The 17,139-nt window shown below is 72.0% G+C and carries 16 protein-coding genes and 1 pseudogene; 14 read left to right on the plus strand and 3 right to left on the minus strand.

Annotated features, from left to right (window positions below; all coding sequences use genetic code 11):
- The first annotated feature begins 51 nt into the window (after positions 1-51).
- From ACOBQU_RS09230 to ACOBQU_RS09240, 3 genes are all read left to right on the plus strand, one after another.
- Complete coding sequence (locus ACOBQU_RS09230; RefSeq protein ID WP_423625690.1) at positions 52-450, plus strand: DUF4190 domain-containing protein; 399 nt, start codon at positions 52-54, stop codon at positions 448-450.
- Positions 451-514: 64 nt separating this feature from the next.
- Positions 515-1,708 carry a serine hydrolase domain-containing protein gene (locus ACOBQU_RS09235; RefSeq protein ID WP_423625692.1) on the plus strand — a complete coding sequence of 398 codons (1,194 nt, stop codon included), beginning with the start codon at positions 515-517 and terminating at the stop codon, positions 1,706-1,708.
- A 178-nt stretch (positions 1,709-1,886) separates the two neighbouring features.
- Positions 1,887-5,750, plus strand: a complete 3,864-nt coding sequence (locus ACOBQU_RS09240; protein WP_423625694.1) for a GH92 family glycosyl hydrolase — start codon at positions 1,887-1,889, stop codon at positions 5,748-5,750.
- A 548-nt stretch (positions 5,751-6,298) separates the two neighbouring features.
- Here the strand turns inward: ACOBQU_RS09240 and ACOBQU_RS09245 are convergent.
- Complete coding sequence (locus ACOBQU_RS09245) at positions 6,299-6,670, minus strand: ATP-binding protein (RefSeq protein ID WP_423625695.1); 372 nt, start codon at positions 6,668-6,670, stop codon at positions 6,299-6,301.
- Between the two features lie 132 nt (positions 6,671-6,802).
- Between ACOBQU_RS09245 and ACOBQU_RS09250 the strand changes: the two genes are divergently transcribed.
- The 10 genes and pseudogenes from ACOBQU_RS09250 to ACOBQU_RS09295 all read left to right on the plus strand — a co-directional run bounded on the left by ACOBQU_RS09250 (position 6,803) and on the right by ACOBQU_RS09295 (position 13,702).
- Positions 6,803-7,630, plus strand: a complete 828-nt coding sequence (locus tag ACOBQU_RS09250; RefSeq protein ID WP_423625697.1) for a helix-turn-helix domain-containing protein — start codon at positions 6,803-6,805, stop codon at positions 7,628-7,630.
- Positions 7,627-7,824, plus strand: a complete 198-nt coding sequence (locus tag ACOBQU_RS09255; RefSeq protein WP_423625698.1) for a DUF397 domain-containing protein — start codon at positions 7,627-7,629, stop codon at positions 7,822-7,824. The genes ACOBQU_RS09250 and ACOBQU_RS09255 overlap by 4 nt, the downstream gene beginning before the upstream one ends.
- Positions 7,825-7,833: 9 nt before the next feature.
- On the plus strand, positions 7,834-8,514 hold the full coding sequence (locus tag ACOBQU_RS09260; RefSeq protein WP_423625700.1) for a DUF7019 family protein: 681 nt from the start codon (positions 7,834-7,836) through the stop codon (positions 8,512-8,514).
- Entirely contained in the window at positions 8,515-9,540 is a 1,026-nt protein-coding gene (locus ACOBQU_RS09265) for a HEAT repeat domain-containing protein (protein WP_423625702.1), read from the plus strand. It begins immediately after the preceding gene.
- The gene (locus ACOBQU_RS09270; RefSeq protein WP_423634360.1) at positions 9,450-10,487 is read left to right on the plus strand and encodes a HEAT repeat domain-containing protein; all 1,038 of its coding nucleotides are present in this window, start codon (positions 9,450-9,452) and stop codon (positions 10,485-10,487) included. Before ACOBQU_RS09265 ends, ACOBQU_RS09270 begins: the two co-directional genes overlap by 91 nt.
- A 139-nt stretch (positions 10,488-10,626) precedes the next feature.
- Positions 10,627-11,598 (plus strand): oxidoreductase, encoded by a 972-nt coding sequence (locus ACOBQU_RS09275; protein WP_423634362.1) that lies wholly within the window; start codon positions 10,627-10,629, stop codon positions 11,596-11,598.
- 77 nt (positions 11,599-11,675) lie between these two features.
- The gene (locus ACOBQU_RS09280) at positions 11,676-12,059 is read left to right on the plus strand and encodes a VOC family protein (protein WP_423625704.1); all 384 of its coding nucleotides are present in this window, start codon (positions 11,676-11,678) and stop codon (positions 12,057-12,059) included.
- A gap of 169 nt (positions 12,060-12,228) precedes the next feature.
- Positions 12,229-12,492 (plus strand): annotated as a pseudogene (locus tag ACOBQU_RS09285) (Uma2 family endonuclease); the annotation flags it as partial.
- A 131-nt stretch (positions 12,493-12,623) separates the two neighbouring features.
- The gene (locus ACOBQU_RS09290) at positions 12,624-12,788 is read left to right on the plus strand and encodes a hypothetical protein (RefSeq protein WP_423635015.1); all 165 of its coding nucleotides are present in this window, start codon (positions 12,624-12,626) and stop codon (positions 12,786-12,788) included.
- Positions 12,789-12,940: 152 nt separating this feature from the next.
- Positions 12,941-13,702 carry a hypothetical protein gene (locus ACOBQU_RS09295; protein WP_423625706.1) on the plus strand — a complete coding sequence of 254 codons (762 nt, stop codon included), beginning with the start codon at positions 12,941-12,943 and terminating at the stop codon, positions 13,700-13,702.
- Between the two features lie 89 nt (positions 13,703-13,791).
- Here the strand turns inward: ACOBQU_RS09295 and ACOBQU_RS09300 are convergent, their stop codons facing one another.
- Both ACOBQU_RS09300 and ACOBQU_RS09305 read right to left on the minus strand, forming a co-directional pair.
- Positions 13,792-14,583 carry a calcium-binding protein gene (locus ACOBQU_RS09300; RefSeq protein ID WP_423625708.1) on the minus strand — a complete coding sequence of 264 codons (792 nt, stop codon included), beginning with the start codon at positions 14,581-14,583 and terminating at the stop codon, positions 13,792-13,794.
- A gap of 474 nt (positions 14,584-15,057) precedes the next feature.
- A complete protein-coding gene (locus ACOBQU_RS09305; RefSeq protein WP_423625710.1) occupies positions 15,058-15,681 on the minus strand; it encodes a MerR family transcriptional regulator in 624 nt (207 codons plus the stop codon).
- A gap of 139 nt (positions 15,682-15,820) precedes the next feature.
- On the opposite strand from ACOBQU_RS09305, the gene ACOBQU_RS09310 reads away from it, so the two are divergent.
- Positions 15,821-17,104 carry a flavin-containing monooxygenase gene (locus ACOBQU_RS09310; RefSeq protein WP_423625712.1) on the plus strand — a complete coding sequence of 428 codons (1,284 nt, stop codon included), beginning with the start codon at positions 15,821-15,823 and terminating at the stop codon, positions 17,102-17,104.
- Positions 17,105-17,139: the final 35 nt, after the last annotated feature.

A 17,139-nucleotide genomic window follows, 5' to 3' on the forward strand; every position in this document is an offset into this window, starting at 1 on the left:
TCCCCAGACCCACGAACCGGAGGACGACCGATGAACACGCATGAGGTGGAAATGCCACAGCACCACGCGGCATGGCCCACAGGAGCGCACCTCGGTGCGCCGGTCCCTCGGGGCCGCGGCACGCGCGCTCCGGGCGGCGGGAACCGCGCGGCCGGGGCCGCGCTGGCCCTCGGCGTCATCGGCCTGAGCACCTCGGTCGTCGTCGGTGGCGGCCTGCTCGGCGCGGTCGGCCTGGTGGTGGGCGCCGTCGCCCTGCGGACGGCCCGGCGGACCGGTGTCGGCCGGGGCAGGGCCGTGGCCGGTGTGGTGACGTCGGCCCTCGCGCTCGTGGTGTCCGTCGTGGCCGCCGTCCTCCTGGTCTGGTACGCGAACCAGACGCAGGAGTGCTACCGGCCGGACAGCCTGCGGCAGTACGCGCAGTGCGTCCACGACCAGTTCGACGGGGCCTGACCCGCAGGACGGTGGCCCCCCTCACCCTCCGCCCCCCTTCCCTTCCTTCCTCAGGAGTTGACCCATGCGTGAGCAGGCACCGCGGAACCCCCGCCCGTCCCGGCGGTGGCCGAGCGGCCGACGCCCCGCCGTCCCGGCCGTGGCCACGGCGGCAGCCGCACTGATGACCCTGGGTGCCCTCGCACCCTCGGCGACGGCCTCCCCCGACCCCGTACAGCCCGACCCCGTACAGCAGGGCCTGAACGCCCTGGTGAGCCCCGACAGCGTGCCCGGCGCCCTGGCCAGCGTCACGGACCGCGACGGCCGCACCCGCGCCTACACGGCGGGCGTCGGGAACCTCGCCACCGGAGCGAAGGTGCCCCGGGACGGGCAGGTGCGGATCGGCAGCAACACCAAGGCGTTCACCGCGACGGTCGTGCTCCAGCTCGTCGGCGAGCACAAGCTCCGCCTGGACGCCACGGTCCACGACTATCTGCCCGGGGTCCTGCGCGGCGACGGCGGCATCGACGGACGGAAGATCACCCTCCGGCACCTCCTCCAGCACCGCAGCGGCCTGCCCGACTACACCAAGTACCTCGACGACGACATCCGCCCCTACGAGCCCCGCGAGCTGCTGGACCGCGCCCTGAAGCACACGGCCCACTTCAAGCCCGGCGAGAAGGGGAAGTGGGAGTACACCAACACGAACTACCTGGTCCTCGGCCTCATCGTGGAGAAGGTCACCCGGCACACGATCGCCCAGGAGATCGACCGGCGCGTCATCAAGCGCGCCGGACTGCGCCACACCTACTTCCCCGCCCCCGGCGACGCGACCCTCAGGGAACGCCACCCCGAGGGCTACTACCAGTCCGCGCCGGACGCGCCGCTCGTCAACGCCACGGAGTGGGACCCGTCCTGGGCGTGGGCGGCGGGGCAACTGGTCTCCACGAACTCCGACCTCAACCGGTTCTACTCCGCGCTCCTGGGCGGGCGCCTGCTGAAGGGCCCCCAGCTGAAGCAGATGCAGCGGACCGTGCGCGCCAAGTACCCCTTCCCCAAGGGGGCCCGGTACGGCCTCGGGCTCGTGAAGACGCCTCTGTCGTGCGGCGGCGTCTCCTGGGGCCACGGCGGCAGCATGACGGGCTACGAGACCCGTGGCGGCGTCGTCCTGAAGCACGGCGAGCCGTTCCGCTCCGTCAACGTCGCCGTGACCACGCAGCCGGGCCAGGCGGTCAAGGACGGCATGGACCGCGTCGTGGACAGGGCCCTCTGCCGCTGACGGCCGGGCCCGCGAAGCACTCTCCGCCGGTCGCGAGAGGCACCCCGCCGCCAGGGGGTGCCTCTCCGCACCGGCAACACCCTTGACACCACTCGTCACTTGCCGCCCTACTGGACCCTGCGCAGCCGCGTGACAACGTTGTCCAGATGCGCCCGAAGGGGCAGGGAGGGAGTCAGGGATGGGGTACGGACGTCGGTACAGACGTCGGGGGCGCGGGCCGGGCGGGGGGTTGCTGCTGGGGGTGACGGCGCTGGCCGTCGTCGCCGCCTCGCAGGGTGCCGCCGTCGCGCGGCCCGGGGAACAGCCGCGCGCCGAGCGGGAGTTCAGCTCCTCGTTCGAGGCGGGCGAGCCCGCGCCGGACTGGCTGAACACCGTCGAGACCGGGCCGGACGGCACCAAGCGGGCCGGGGGTGTGAACGGCGGCTACACCGCCGGGATACCCGGCGGCGTCAACGACCGCGTCGTGGGCGTCAGGGCGAGCGGCGAGCACGCGGGTTCCGGCGAGGTGAAGGAGAACCTGGTCGACGGCGAGAAGACCACGAAGTGGCTGACGTTCGCCAAGTCGGGCTGGGTGGAGTTCACCCTGGACGCCCCGACGAAGGTCGTCCGGTACGCGCTGACCTCCGCCAACGACCACGCCCAGCGCGACCCGAAGAGCTGGACGCTCCAGGGTTCGGTGGACGGCCGGGAGTGGAAGGACCTCGACAAGCGCGAGGGCGAGACCTTCGGCGAGCGGTTCCAGACCAAGGCGTACGACTTCACGAGCGACACCGCCTACAAGCACTTCCGCCTGGACATCACCGCCAACAACGGCGGCGACGAGATCCAGCTGGCCGACCTCCAGCTCTCCGTCGGCGGCTCCGACACCCCCGCCCCGCCCGACGACATGCAGAGCGCCGTCGACCGGGGCCCGGCCGGGTCGCCGACGGCCAAGGCCCGTGCGGGCTTCACCGGCAAGCAGGCCCTGCGCTACGCGGGCACGCACACCGCGAAGGGGCGCGGCTACTCGTACAACAAGGTCTTCGACGTCGATGTGAAGGTGGGCCGGGACACCGAGCTGGGCTACCGCGTGTTCCCGTCGATGGACGACGAGGAGTACGCGAAGGCGCCGTACGACGCCACGAACGTCGCCGTCGACCTGGCCTTCACCGACGGCACGTACCTGAGCGGGCTGGGCGCCACCGACCAGCACGGCTTTCCGCTCACCCCGCGCGGGCAGGGCGACGCGAAGGTGCTGTACGTCAACCAGTGGAACGACGTGGCCTCCCGGATCGGCGAGGTCGCGGCCGGGAAGACCGTGGACCGGATCCTGGTCGCGTACGACTCCCCCAAGGGGCCGGTGAAGTTCCGGGGCTGGGTGGATGACATATCCCTGAAGGAGAAGGCGCCACCGAAGCCCAAGGCGCACCCCTCCGACTACGCGTCCACCACGCGCGGCACCAACTCCAGCGGCGGCTTCTCGCGCGGCAACACCTTCCCCGCGACGGCCGTCCCGCACGGTTTCAACTTCTGGACGCCGGTGACCAACGCGGGCAGCCTGGACTGGCTGTACGACTACGCCCGGCGCAACAACGACGACAACCTGCCGACGCTGCAGGCCTTCAGCGCCAGCCACGAGCCGAGCCCCTGGATGGGCGACCGGCAGACGTTCCAGCTCATGCCGTCGGCCGCGAAGGGCACTCCTGATGCCTCGCGGTCGGGGCGCGCGCTGCCCTTCCGGCACGAGAACGAGACGGCCCGCCCCCACTACTACGGCGTGACCTTCGAGAACGGCCTGAAGGCCGAGATGACGCCGACCGACCACGCCGCGATGTTCAAGTTCACCTATCCCGGTGACGACGCGAGCGTGGTCTTCGACAACATCGAGAAGACGGGCGACACCACCCACAAGGTCGGCCTGACCCTCGACAAGGAGAAGGGGATCGTCAGCGGCTACTCCGACGTGAAGTCGGGCCTGTCGACGGGCGCGACCCGCATGTTCGTGTACGGGACCTTCGACCGCCCGGTCACCGGCGGCGGCAAGCTGACGGGCGGCGGCACCACGGACGCCACCGGCTACCTCCGCTTCTCCCCCGGCAAGGACCGCGCGGTCACGCTGCGCCTGGCCACGTCCCTGATCAGCGTCGACCAGGCGAAGGCCAACCTGGACGCGGAGATACCCGGCGGCACCACCTTCGCGCAGGTCAGGAAGCAGGCGCAGAAGCAGTGGGACGACATCCTCGGCCGCGTCGAGGTCGAGGGCGCCAGCGAGGGCCAGCGCACCTCGCTCTACTCCAGCCTGTACCGGCTGTACCTCTACCCCAACTCGGGCTTCGAGAAGGTCGGCGGGACGTACAAGTACGCCTCGCCGTTCACCAAGCAGCCCCACCCCGACACCCCCACCCACACCGGCGCGAAGATCGTCGAGGGCAAGCCGTACGTCAACAACGGCTTCTGGGACACCTATCGCACCACGTGGCCCGCGTACTCCCTGCTCACCCCCAAGAAGGCCGGGGAGCTGGTCGACGGCTTCGTGCAGCACTACAAGGACGGCGGCTGGACCTCCCGCTGGTCCTCCCCCGGCTACGCGGACCTGATGACCGGCACGTCCTCGGACGTGGCGTTCGCCGACGCGTATGTGAAGGGCGTGCGCGGCTTCGACGCGAAGGCGGCGTACGACGCGGCCGTGAAGAACGCGACGGTCGCCCCCGACAAGCCGGGCTACGGCCGCAAGGGCATGACCACCTCCCCCTTCCTCGGCTACACCCCGTCCGAGACGCACGAGGGCCTGTCGTGGGCGCTTGAGGGCTACCTCAACGACTACGGCATCGCGAAGATGGGCCAGGCGCTCTACAAGAAGACCGGTGACAAGCGCTACCGGGAGGAGTCGGCGTACTTCCTCAACCGGGCGCGCGACTACGTGAAGCTCTTCGACGCCAAGGCCGGGTTCTTCCAGGGCAAGGACAAGAAGGGCGCCTGGCGCGTCCCGTCGGACAAGTTCGACCCGCGCGTCTGGGGCCACGACTACACCGAGACCAACGCCTGGGGCTACGCCTTCACCGCCCCGCAGGACTCGCGCGGCCTCGCCAACCTCTACGGCGGCCGCAAGGGCCTGGCGAAGAAGCTCGACACGTACTTCGCGACGCCGGAGACCGCGTCGCCGGAGTTCGTCGGCTCCTACCCCGGCGTCATCCACGAGATGACCGAGGCCCGTGATGTGCGGATGGGCATGTACGGGCACTCCAACCAGGTCGCGCACCACGCCGCGTACATGTACGACGCGGCGGGCCAGCCCTGGAAGACGCAGGCCAAGGTCCGCGAGGTGCTGTCCCGCCTGTACACCGGCAGCGAGATCGGGCAGGGCTACCACGGCGACGAGGACAACGGCGAGCAGTCCGCCTGGTATCTCTTCTCCTCGCTCGGCTTCTACCCGCTGGTCATGGGCAGCGGGGAGTACGCGATCGGCTCGCCGCAGTTCAAGAAGGTGACGGTCCACCTGGACAACGGCGGCACGCTGGTCGTCAAGGCTCCCAAGAACAGCGCGAAGAACGTGTACGTGCAGGGGCTGCGCGTCAACGGCAAGAAGTGGACGTCAACTGCCCTGCCGCACAGCGCCATCGCCCGTGGCGGCGTCCTGGAGTTCGACATGGGCCCGAAGCCGTCCTCCTGGGGCAAGGCGGGCCACCCCGTGTCCGTCACGGACGACGACAAGGTGCCGTCTCCTCGCGAGGACGCGACGCGGGTGGAGGGTGAGCTGTTCGACAACTCCTCGGCGACGTACGCCGACGCGTCCTCCGTGGTGGTGCCGGTGCCCGGCCGCACCAAGGCCGTCCAGTACACCCTCACGTCCGCCGACCGCGCGAAGGCGCCGCGCGGCTGGGTGCTCCAGGGCTCCCGCGACGGCGAGACGTGGACGACGGTGGACAAGCGGTCCGGCCAGTCCTTCGCCTGGGACCGCCAGACCCGCCCGTTCACGGTGGCCAAGCCGGGCATGTACGTGAAGTACCGGCTGGTCTTCACCGGGGGCCGGGCGACCCTGTCGGAGGTGGAGCTGCTGCGCTGACGCGCCGCGTGTGCGCTGACGCGACGCTTGGCGGCCCGTGTCTCCTTGCCCCCGCCACGGGGCGGGGGGTGCGGGCCGCCGCCACTGTGCTGGGCGGTGGCTAGGTTGGAGTCACGGGCGAACCGGTGTCGTCCCACTCCCGGGTCGGGAAGCCATGACAGGGCTGGTCTACGAGTACACCAGGGTGAGTTGTGACGAAGTGTCCTTGCTCAGCCTGGAGGTGGAGAACTACGGCGAGGACGCCGAGACGGTCCCCGCACACCTCACGAAACACTCCGTGTCATGGGTGGACGCGATCTCGTGGCACATCACATCCCCGCACTCGGCCCGCCTCAGAATGACGGGAACGTTCCCCTCGGGCACCGCCTTCGACCATCTCGCCACCCCCGGGGTCCCCGGCAGCAGCGAAACCCTTCGGCGCGTCTCAGTGTCCTTCCGGGTCGAGATACCCGGGCGGACGCGAGCCGTTGTTTCGGTCGTAGGAAGCCATGCACCCCTCTCGGGCGGAGTGAACGCCGGTCCGCCCCCCAGAAGGGACGCCGCCCTCGTCAGCCGAACTCGGCCCACACGACCTTGCCGGGGCTGCGCTCGGCCACGCCCCACTTGTCGGCCAAGGCCGCCACCAGCAGGAGGCCACGGCCGGATTCATCGGCTCCCCCTTCGGTGAGCCGGGGCCAGCCGTCGCCACTGTCGTGGACCTCCACGCGTACGCCGCCGCCGTCCCGGAACAGGCGGAGCCGGAAGCCCCTCCCTGGCGGGACGCCGTGCACCAGGGCGTTCGTCGCCAACTCGCTGACGCAGAGCGTGATGTCGTCCACGCGGTCACTGATCTCCCACGCCGCCAAGCTGGCCCGCGTGAAGGCCCGAGCCGCCGGGATCGCCTGCTGCTCCCGTCGGTAAAAGCGTTCTTGGAGGGGCATGGGGGGAGTTTCACTGCTCACGTGACGAGAGTCACAACGCTCCAGGTCCGACCGGCAGTACTTGGACTCGTACATCTCAGTTGTACGAGCTACGAGCGTGAACCAGCCGGTGTTGATGGGGAGCTAGGGCACATGAGCAGGCCAAAGCGGCGAGCACGCAAGAACGCGACAGCGATGAAGATGGTGGGGGCGCTTCTCGCCCTCCATCGAGAGCGCGCTGGGTACACCCAGAGATCCCTGGCAGCGCAGTTCAAGCTCAGCGAGGCCCAGATCGCCTCCATCGAGCAGGGGCGGCGGCCGCTGAAGGTGGACCTGGCGGTCAAGTTCGACGAGCTATTGGGCACCCATCGGACGTTCGAAACGGCCGTCGAGCACATGCCGGAGATCGACCTGATTCCTCGGTACGCCGAGGAGTACCGGGATCAGGAACGAGAGGCCATCGTGCTCGAATGGTACGAGACCCTGCTGGTGCCCGGACTGCTTCAGACCGAGGACTACGCGCGAGCGCTCTTCCGTCTCCGCATTCCGGCATTCACCGAGGAAAAGATCGAGGAACTTGTCGCCGAGCGTATGGCGCGGCGGGAGATCTTGCACCGCAAGAATCCACCGAACGTCAGTTTTGTGATCTGGGAGGGGGCGCTGCGCAGCCGCGTGGGTGGGGACCGTGCGCACACCGAGCAACTGCGCCACCTGCGAGAGTACGCCGACCTTCCGAACGTCTGCTTGCAGATCCTGCCGATGAGCCACCCCATCGCCCCCTCGATCAGCAGCCCATTCACCGTGCTGGAAACACCCGATTACCAGCGACTCGTCTACAGCGAAACCCATCGCGGCAGCCACCTGATCGCCGACCCAGGCGAGGTGGCGATCCTGGCCAGCAAATATGGGATGCTGCGGGCTGAGGCCCTCAACCCAGAGGACTCCCAACACCTGTTGGACCGGTTGCTAGGAGAGCGATGAACAGCAGCACTGGACTTGCATGGTTCAAGTCCAGCTACAGCGACAGTGAGGGCCAGTCCTGCCTCGAAGTCGCCACCGAACCCGCCGCCGTCCACATACGCGACTCCAAAGACCCCGGCAGAGGTCAGCTCATCGTCACCCCCGCCACCTGGGCCGCCTTCCTCCCCATCCCCCGAACCCACCGCGATATCTGACCGCACCGCATGCGCTACTACATCTACATCTCCACCGCCAAGGTGGACATGCTGTACGCGCAGATCCCGCCCACGCTGGCGCGGCGGCTCGCTGTCGAGGCGAAGGTCGACCTGAAGGTGCTCAGCCTCGCCGTGCAGTCGCCGCGCGGTGACGCGACCGCGTACGACAAGCTGAACCTCGTAGAGGCATACCTGGAGCGGGAGTTCGACGTCAGTTGGATGTCGGAGCCGACGGCCTGGTTCAGGGGCGACCTGGCGCTGCGCATCGCGGGGTACGGGGACGCGAACAGCCCCACCTTCATGACCGGCCAGGACGGCGACACCCTGGTGGCGCTGATCGGCTCGGCCCACCACCTGGTGGGCTACGAACCGGCGCCGGACATGCACCGCGTCGGACACTCCGCGCTGCCGTCGCTGTTCCAACTGCTGCGGGACGTACCGCCGGAGTGGGAGTACCAGCTCGGGCCGGGCTGGCGGGAGGAGGAACGACCGGGCGAGCGGCACGCGGTGCACGAAGTCCTGCACTTCGCGGAGGCGTTGACCGTGCCGCCGGTGTACTGCGAGTTCCTGGCGCGGCAATTGATGCGCGGGAGCGTGGAGTTGGAGGGCGGGCGGGAGCTGACGGTCGTCATCGGGACGCCGCTGTACGTGGCGATGTCCGACGGCGAGCCCGAGGGCCGGGGGGCCTGAGTGGAGGGGGCGCCGTCGATCGCTGATCTGGTGCGGATGCGGTTGGAGGGCGACGGCGCGGGGCTGTGCCGGGCGGCGCGGGCCGAGGACCACATCGTCGCCGGGGCGGCGGCCCGGCTGCTGGGCGGTTTCGCGACGGACGAGGCGGTGGACACGCTCATCGGCTGCGTCTGGGACCGGGAGGAGCCGCGCCGGGGGGCGTGGTGGGAGGCCGTGCGGTCGCTGGGGCGGCTGCGGGACCGCCGCGCGGTGCCCGCCCTTCTGTCGCTGCTGGCGGAGGACGGCGACGGACACCACGATGAGGCGCCATGCCGGGCCCTGGCCGAGATCGGCGGGTCGGAGGCCGTCGACGGCATGCTGTACCTGCTGGAGCGACGGCTGACCGACTGGTTCAGGTCGGAGCCGGTCCTGGACGCGCTGGCCCGGCTGCGGCCCCCCGAGGCCGTGCCGCCGCTGCTCGCGGCGCTCTGGCAGTTCCTGCCGGGGCGGGCGGAACCCGTGGTGCGGGCGCTCGGCGCGATCCGCGACCCCCGGGCGGGAGCCGCGCTGCTGTTCCTCGCGGACTCCCCCGAGTCGGGCACCGGCCTGCGCCGCGCGGCCGTCGAGGCGCTGCACGCGCTGCCCGGCACCGCGTGGCCGCCGCCGCTCCAGGACTCGTACGCCGAGCGCTTCCTCAAACGCGCGCAGCGCGATCCGGACCCCGACACGGCACGCCTCGCGACCGAACTGCTCTCCCGGACCGGGCAAGGCCGGTACGAGCTGTGGGGCCTCCTGCGCGGGGCCGCGCGCTCCCCCGCCACCCCGACCGCCCGGCCCGCGCCGTCATCGCGGTCTGCGCCCGCGTCGCGGAACGCCCCGACCTCTTCGACATGCCGAACCCGGACGAGTACGACGCCCTGCTCGTCCACCACCTGCGCGAGTCGGCCGTACCGGCCGTGCGCCGGGCGGCGGCCCGCGCCCTGGGCGCGTACGCGGGCGCGGCGGCGACCGAGGTGCTGCTGGAGGCGCTGGGGGACGCGCAGGTGAGCGACGCCGTGGCGGAGGTCGTCGCCCGCTTCCGGGAGCCGCCCGTGCGGGAGCTGCTGGCACTGCTCACCGATGCGGACCGGGGTGCGGCCCAACGCCGGGGCGCCGCACGGGCGTTGGGGCTCGCCGGATGCGCGGAGGCCGCGCCGCCGCTGCTGGCCGTGGTCGCGGACGGCGAAGCGGCGACGGCCTTGCGCGCCACCGCCGTGGACGCGCTCGGCACCCTGCGGCACGCTCAGGCCGCCGCGGCCCTCGCGGCCCTGGCGGAGGACGAGGCGCAGCCCGGCACCGTCCGCGCCCGCGCGGTGCGGGCCCTCGGCCTGATCGGGGCGCCGGAGACGCTGCCGGTGGTACTCGCCTGCCTACGCGCGCCGCACGAGGCGGTGCGGGCGCGGGCGGTGGACGCCCTGGCCGGGTTCCCGGTGCCGGAGGCCGCCGACACGCTCGGCGCGCTGGCGGGGCCCGGCACCGCACGCGAGACCGCGGTGGCCGCCGTGCGCGCCCTGCACCGCGTGGGCGCCCCCGCGCTGCCCGTGCTCACCGCCCTCGCGGACGGTGTGCGCGAGGACATCGCCGACTACCTGGTCGCGGCGCTCCGGGACCGCCCCGAAGCCGAGGCGACCCTCGCCCTGGGGCGCGTCGCCACGTCGGCGGAGGCGCCGTACCCGGCACAAGTGGCCGCCACCGAAGCGCTGAGCGCGCGGGGCACGCCCGAGTGCGTCGCGCCCCTGGCCTCGCTCCTCACCCACACCGGCGTGTGGGGCCCCGTCTACGCGGCCGCGATGCGCGGCCTGGTGGCGATCGGCACCCCCGAGGCGCACGCGCACGTCCTCGCGTACTGCCGCGCGAGCCCGTACCTCAACCAGAACGAGGAGATCGACGCGCTCCACACCCTCGCCGAGGCCCGGCGCGCACAGGAACCGGAGGGGCGGACGCCTCACCAGTGACAACGTGGCGCGCACCCTCGGGGTTCCCGTCCGGGACGTGACATTCCCCCGCCGCTCCCCGCCTTCCCGTCACGCCTGTCACCTGCGCATACTCCAGGGCCGCGCCGCCGCGAACGAGCGGGCGGCGCGGGCCGACCGGATGGAGTTGAGGGAAGAGTTGAAGGACGAGACGACGTCGCACACGGTCTCCGCGGCGGCCTCGGGAACGTGGCTGCTCGGTGACCTCACGGTCCACCGGCTCGGCTTCGGCGCCATGCGCCTGACCGGCAGCGCCGCCTTCCACCAGGGCACCCCCAGCGACCGGGCCCGGTCCCTCGCCGTGCTGCGCCGCGCGGTCGAACTCGGCGTCAACCACATCGACACCGCGGCGTTCTACTTCTCCCGGCTGCGCTCCGCCAACGAACTGATCAACTCGGCGCTCGCCCCGTACGCGGACGACCTGGTCATCGCCACCAAGGTCGGCCCCGCCAGGGACGCCTCCGGCGCGTGGGCCGATCCCGCCCGGCCCGAGCAGCTGCGCGGCCAGGTCGAGGAGAACCTGCGCCAGCTCGGCCGCGACCACCTCGACGTGGTCAACCTGCGCGTCATGGGCCAGGACGACATCAGCGAGCACTTCGGGGCCCTCGCCGAGCTGCGGCACGCCGGGCTCATCCGCCACCTCGGCGTCTCCGGCGCCCGCCCGGAGCACTTGGCCCAGGCCCAGGCCATCGCACCCGTGGTCTGCGTCCAGAACCGGTACGGCATCGACGTGCCCGACGGCGAACGGATGCTCCGCGCCTGCGCACAGCACGGCATCGCGTTCGTGCCCTTCTTCGCCATCGCCGGGAAGGGCCGCGAGGCGGGAGCCGTCCAGGCCGAGCGCGCGGAGGTCCGCGCCATCGCCGACGCGCACGGCGTCTCACCGGCACAGGTGCGCCTGGCGTGGATCCTGCACCAGGGCGCACACGTCCTGGCCATCCCCGGCACGGGCAACCCGGCACACCTCGACGCCAACGTGGCGGCGGGCACACTGCGGCTCGCCGAGAAGGAACTGCGGCTCCTCGACGCGGTCGCCCGCCCCGCACCCTCAGGGACAGGCCCTGGCTCGACAGCTCCGCGCACCCCCGCCTAAGATCCCCGCCAGCATCGCGTGCCGGTCACCGACTGGGTGAGGCATGGAGGTGCGGGAGATGCCTTCGGAGGCATTCCTTGTCCGTTCAGCTCAACCACACGATCGTCCACGCCCGGGACAACCGGGAGTCCGCCGAGTTCCTAGCGGACCTGCTGGGACTCGAAGTCGGCCCGGAATGGGGCCCGTTCATCCCCGTCGCCCTCGCCAACGGCGTCACACTCGACTACGCCACGATCCCCGCCCCCGACATCACGCCGCAGCACTACGCGTTCCTGGTCTCGGAGACCGAGTTCGACGCGGCGTACGAGAAGATCAAGCACCGCCCCCACTGGGCCGACCCGCACCAGAAGCACCCCGGCGAGATCAACCGCAACGACGGCGGCAAGGGCGTCTACTTCCTGGACCCGTCGGGCCACGCCATGGAGCTGATCACCGTGCCGTACGGCGGCTTCCCCGCGTAGTCACCGCAGGTGAGGCCGGGGCACGACGCGTCCCCGGCCTCGCCCGTCATCACTTCGGGTGACGGTACTGTCGTACGTAAAACCACGGCGCGTACCCGCGTCCACACTCGCCCCCATGGGAGCAGTGACGACCACGCAGCGGCAGCAGCGGGCCACCGAAGAGAACTGGATGTACCCGCCTGCCGACGGCTGGACCTTCGACCAGGTCAAGCACTTGGAGCTGCCCTTCGACTGGGAGCTCGTGGACGGAGTGATCGTGGTTCGTGGGCGGACCAAGTTCTGGCACAACTGGACTCGGGACAGCATCGCGGACGCACTCAAGGCAGCTCGCCCCGATCCTTACAAGGTCGTCTTGGAGCAGTGCGTCATGCTCGACGGCCAGAACGTCGTGAAGCCCGACGTGATCGTCTTCGACCCCCGAGGGCTCGAATTGTTCGAGATGGAGTGCGTGCCGGTCAACAAGGTCGCCCTGGCCGTCGAGGTGGTCTCCCCGGCTCCCGTCACGATGACCGCATCCTCAAGCCCGCCCTCTTCGCCGAGGCCGAAGTCCCGTGCTACTGGCGCGTGGAACTCGACCGGGACAGGCGCCTGGCCGTGCACGACTACTGGCAGCACGCCGAGACCCGGGCGTACATCCCCGCCCCCATGCACCCCGTGCACCACGACAAGCTGAGCACGGAACTCCCCTTCCCCGTCGAGATCGACCTCGCGGCGCTGCTGGAGTCCTGAGCCGACACCGGGCCCCTCCTAGCCGTGCGGGGGCGTGGGCGCAATCGCTGGATCGGGGGATGGTGGCGCGGAGGGTGGCTCTGGGATGGTCATAGCTGACGCGTGGGGCGCCATGGGAACGAAGTCCTCAGACGAATGGGATGAGACCCGTGATGACACGACGGACCCTCCGCCGCGCCCGGAAGCTCGCGCTCGCCACGGCCCTCGGCCTGTGCGCCGCCCTCACCACGGCGACAGCCACGGCGGCCACACCAGGTGAGGGCGGCCGTGCCGCCGCCTCCGGCTATCTGAACCTGCACCAGTGCGCGTACTACGCGGCCTCGCTCGACGACCACTTCAGCACGTTCATCACCCCGAGCGCCGACAACCGGTACGCGACCGGCACAAGGATCGCGGCCACCGCCGACACCACCGTCCAGTGCGGCCCCGGCAACGGCAACCACGACCCCGTCCCGGTCCTGCACGGCGTCAAGGCGCTGGACCTGGCCACGGGGCGCTATCTGAACCTCCAGCAGTGCGACTACTACCGCGCCGCGAGCACCGACCGCTTCACCACCCTGGTCACGCCCAGCGGCGACGGCCGCTACTCCACCGGCACGAAGGTCTCCAACACCCCCGAGACCAGCCCGACCTGCGGTCCCGGCAACGGCAGCCACGTCCCCAACCCGGGCCTGACGGGCGCCCTGGCCCTGGACCTGACGGCGGGCAGCTACCTCAACCTGCACCAGTGCGTGTACTACTCGGAGCGGCTGCGCAGCCACCTGACGAGCGTGGTGACGGCCCCCGACACGCGGTACAGGACGGGCACGAAGGTCTCCCGCACGGCCGACACCCGCCCGGACTGCGGCCCCGGCAACGGCGACTACGTCCTCGTCCCGATCCTGACGGCCGTCAAGAGCTTCGCCCTGAGCTGAGCACCGGGCTGAGCACGGAGCTGACCGCCGTGCCGTACGGCGACCGCGGGGGTCGCACGGCTCGCGGGCCGTGCGACCCCCGTGCGGGTTCAGCAAGCGGTGGCCGTGTCGCCGGGGTCGACGGCACAGCGGTCGGTGCCGTCGCCGCCGTCGGCGGTGTCACCGGCCGCGCCGTCCTCGACGTCGATGGTGTCGTCGCCGCTGTTGCCCTTGAGGGTGTCGGTGCCGTGGTGGTCGATGAGGGTGTCGCCGCCCGCGCCGCCCGCCACGGTGTCGTCGCCCGCGCCGGAGCGGACGGTGTCGTCGCCGCCCGCGCCGTACACGATGTCGTCACCGGCCAGGGCGCAGATGACGTCGTCGCGGTTGACGCCGGACAGGACCTCGGTGCCGTTGCTGCCGACGAGGGTGCAGCCGTGGGCGTTGTTCACGGTGGTGTCCTGGGCGACGGAGTTGTCACCCGGGTTCGGGTCGGGCTGGTCGGCGGCCACCGTGGCGGTGGCCGTGACCGTTCCGGTGTACGCGGGCGACAGGGTCAGGTCGACCGTCGCCGAACCGGAGGCGGCCAGGCCGCCCACCGCGCAGCTCGCCGTGGACCCGGAGACGGTGCACGAGCCCTGGGAGGAGCTGGCGGACAGCAGGCCGGTGGACACGCCGGTCAGGGTGATCTCGACGGTGGTGCCGGTGGTGTCGTCGGAGCCGTGGTTGGTGAGCGTCACGGTGTCGGTGAGGGTGTCGCCCAGCGCGGCGGGGTCGGCGGAGTCGACCACCGTGACCGCCAGGTCGGCGGCGGGCCGCGCGGCGTGGGTGGTCCCCGCCGACGCCGCCGACGCGATGCCGAGGAGACCGGAGGCGGCGAGCAGCAGCCCGCCCAGCAGCGGCATGAGATGGCGCGGTGCGCGACCGCGTCCCGAACGCGGTCCACTCGGTCGTTCGTAGGCCCAGCTCATCGGAGACTCCCGCGGAGAAGGGGCGGTCCCGGTGCTCCGGAACGGCCCGGCTGAAGGGGTGGAGGCCCACGGCCGGACACGGTGTCCGGGCGGGCCCGGCGCGCCGGTCCGGCCGTCCGGAGAGCGGCGACCCGACCGGGCCCGCGGCGCGCCCCGCGACCGGAGCCTCCTGCCGTCGTCGGTGTGCGAGCGCCCGGAGCATCCCACAGCCCTCCCGCCCGCGGCACCGCCAGGATCGCGACACCCGGCCACGCCCGGACCTCCCCGCCCCGCCGTGCCTGCGCCGCTTCGGGAACACCCGGGCCGCCCGGCGGGCACGGGCGTCCGCAGGCCGCCGTACCGGCCGCACGCCGAGCGCCCACCGGGCGCTACGGACGACGGCGCACCGCCCCTCGGCCCGCCGCCGGGTCAGCGGGCGCCGCGGCGGGCGCGGTAGGCGCGCTGGCGGCAGGCGGGCGAGCAGTAGACCCGGGGGCGGCCGCGCGCGGGCCGCGGCACCGGGGCGTGGCAGCCGGGGCAGGGCTTTTCGTCACGCGCTCGGCGGGCGGCCGCCTTTTCGTCACGCGGGAGCCCGACGGCGCGGGCCGCGCGGGCGGCGGCGACGAGGTCCGTGCCGGGGAGGCGCCCGCGCGGGGTGTGCGCCGCCAACTCGTCGTCCAGCAAGGGGCAGTTGCCCGCGATGTCGTCGTCCGTGCAGCGCAGGCAGTGCCGGAGGTAGGCACGGGCGGCCTCCAACTGCTGGATCTGGTGCTCCACTTGGGCGAGCTGCGCGTCGATGGCGTCCTGCCAGGCGGCGCGCGTGGCCTTCCCCGACGTGACCACGGCGGCCTGCTCCAGCGGCATCCGCCCGACCACGCAGCACAGATAGGCGAGCCCGATGCGGCGCAGGTCCGTGCCGTCGTAGACCCGCTTGCCGCCCTCGCGGGCGGGCGGGTTGAGCACACCCTGGCTCTCCCACCACCGCACCGTGGACGGCGCGAGGCCGTACAGGGCCGCCGCTTCACCGATGGAGACCGCATGCCGCCGCGTCATGAACCCAGTTGACATCAAGGCGACTTCACAGGACAAGGTCGACACCACGCAGAAGTTAGGCAAGCCTTAGTGAAGGGGTTCGACCGTGTCAGCAGGCGAACATGTGGAGCATGGGGAGCATGGGGAGCATGGGGAGTACGTGGAGACCGTGGTCATCGGTGCCGGGCAGCAGGGGTGCGGAGTGGCCGGGGCCCTTCAGGAGGTGGGGCGGGAGGCGCTGGTCCTGGAGCGGGGCGAGATCGGCCAGGCCTGGGCCCATGAGCGCTGGGACAGCCTGCTGATCGGGAGCGGGAACCAGTCGGTGCGGCTCCCCGGCTGGGAGTACGACGGCGGCGACCCCTACGGCTGCCCGTCGGGCCCCGAACTGGCCCGCGTCCTGCGCCGGTACGCGGCGGAGCGGAAGCTCGACGTGCGGCAGCACACGGCCGTGCGGAGGGTGGAGTGCCCGCCGGACGCCTCCGACCGCGACGACGTGCGGTTCCGGACCCACCTGGAGGGCGGCGGCGTCATCGGCTCCCGCAACCTGGTCGCGGCGGTCGGCGGCTACGCGGCCCCCCGCACCCCCGCCCTGGCCGCCGACGTCGACGCGTCCGTCCACCAGATCCACTCCCACGCCTACCGCAACCCCGAGGGCCTGCCGGACGGGGCCGTCCTGGTGGTCGGCGCGGGCATCAGCGGCCAGCAGATCGCCGACGAACTGGTGGACGCCGGGCGCCGCACCTTCCTGTCGGTCGGGCGGCACCGCGCCTGGCCGCGCCGCTACCGCGGCCGGGGCATCCCGGAGTGGATGCGCGCCCTGCCCAGCCTGTACGAGGAGTTCGGGGCCGTGGGCGGCGACGGCGGGCCCGTCCTGCCGGGTCTGCCGGTGACGGCCATCCGGGACAAGCGCGCCGACCTCAACCTCGGCACCCTGGCCGCGAAGGGCGTCACCCTGGTCGGCTCCGTACGCGCGGCGGACGGCCGCCGACTGCACCTGAAGGACAACGTCGTCGCCGTCGCGGAGGAGTCCGCCCGCTCGTTCCGCCGGGTCATCGACATGATCGACGCCCACATCCGCGAGCGGGGCTTCCCCGCGCCCCAGGAGCGGCCCGCGCCCGCGGTCTGTCTGGAGCACGTGGCCGACTTCGGCGACCGCCTCGACCTGGCCGGTCACGGCATCGCCACGATCGTCTGGTGCACCGGCTTCGGCCCCGACTACCGCATCCTGCCGGACCACGTCCTCGACGAGCACGGGGCGCCGATCCAGAACAGGGGCCTCCTCGGGGCGCTCCCCGGCCTGTACTACGCCGGGCTCCCGGACGGGAACTCGCTGCTCCCCGTGGGCATCGGGGCGAACGTGGAGAACGGCCGGTTCATCGCCCGCCTGATCCACGCCGACCACGTCCTGCGCACCGACCCGTCGGCGCCCCTCGTCCCCGCGTGAGAACGCGACGAGGGCCGCGCCCCCGGGTTGCCGGG

The sequence above is a fragment of the Streptomyces sp. G45 genome (assembly GCF_049542095.1).
GTDB lineage: Bacteria > Actinomycetota > Actinomycetes > Streptomycetales > Streptomycetaceae > Streptomyces.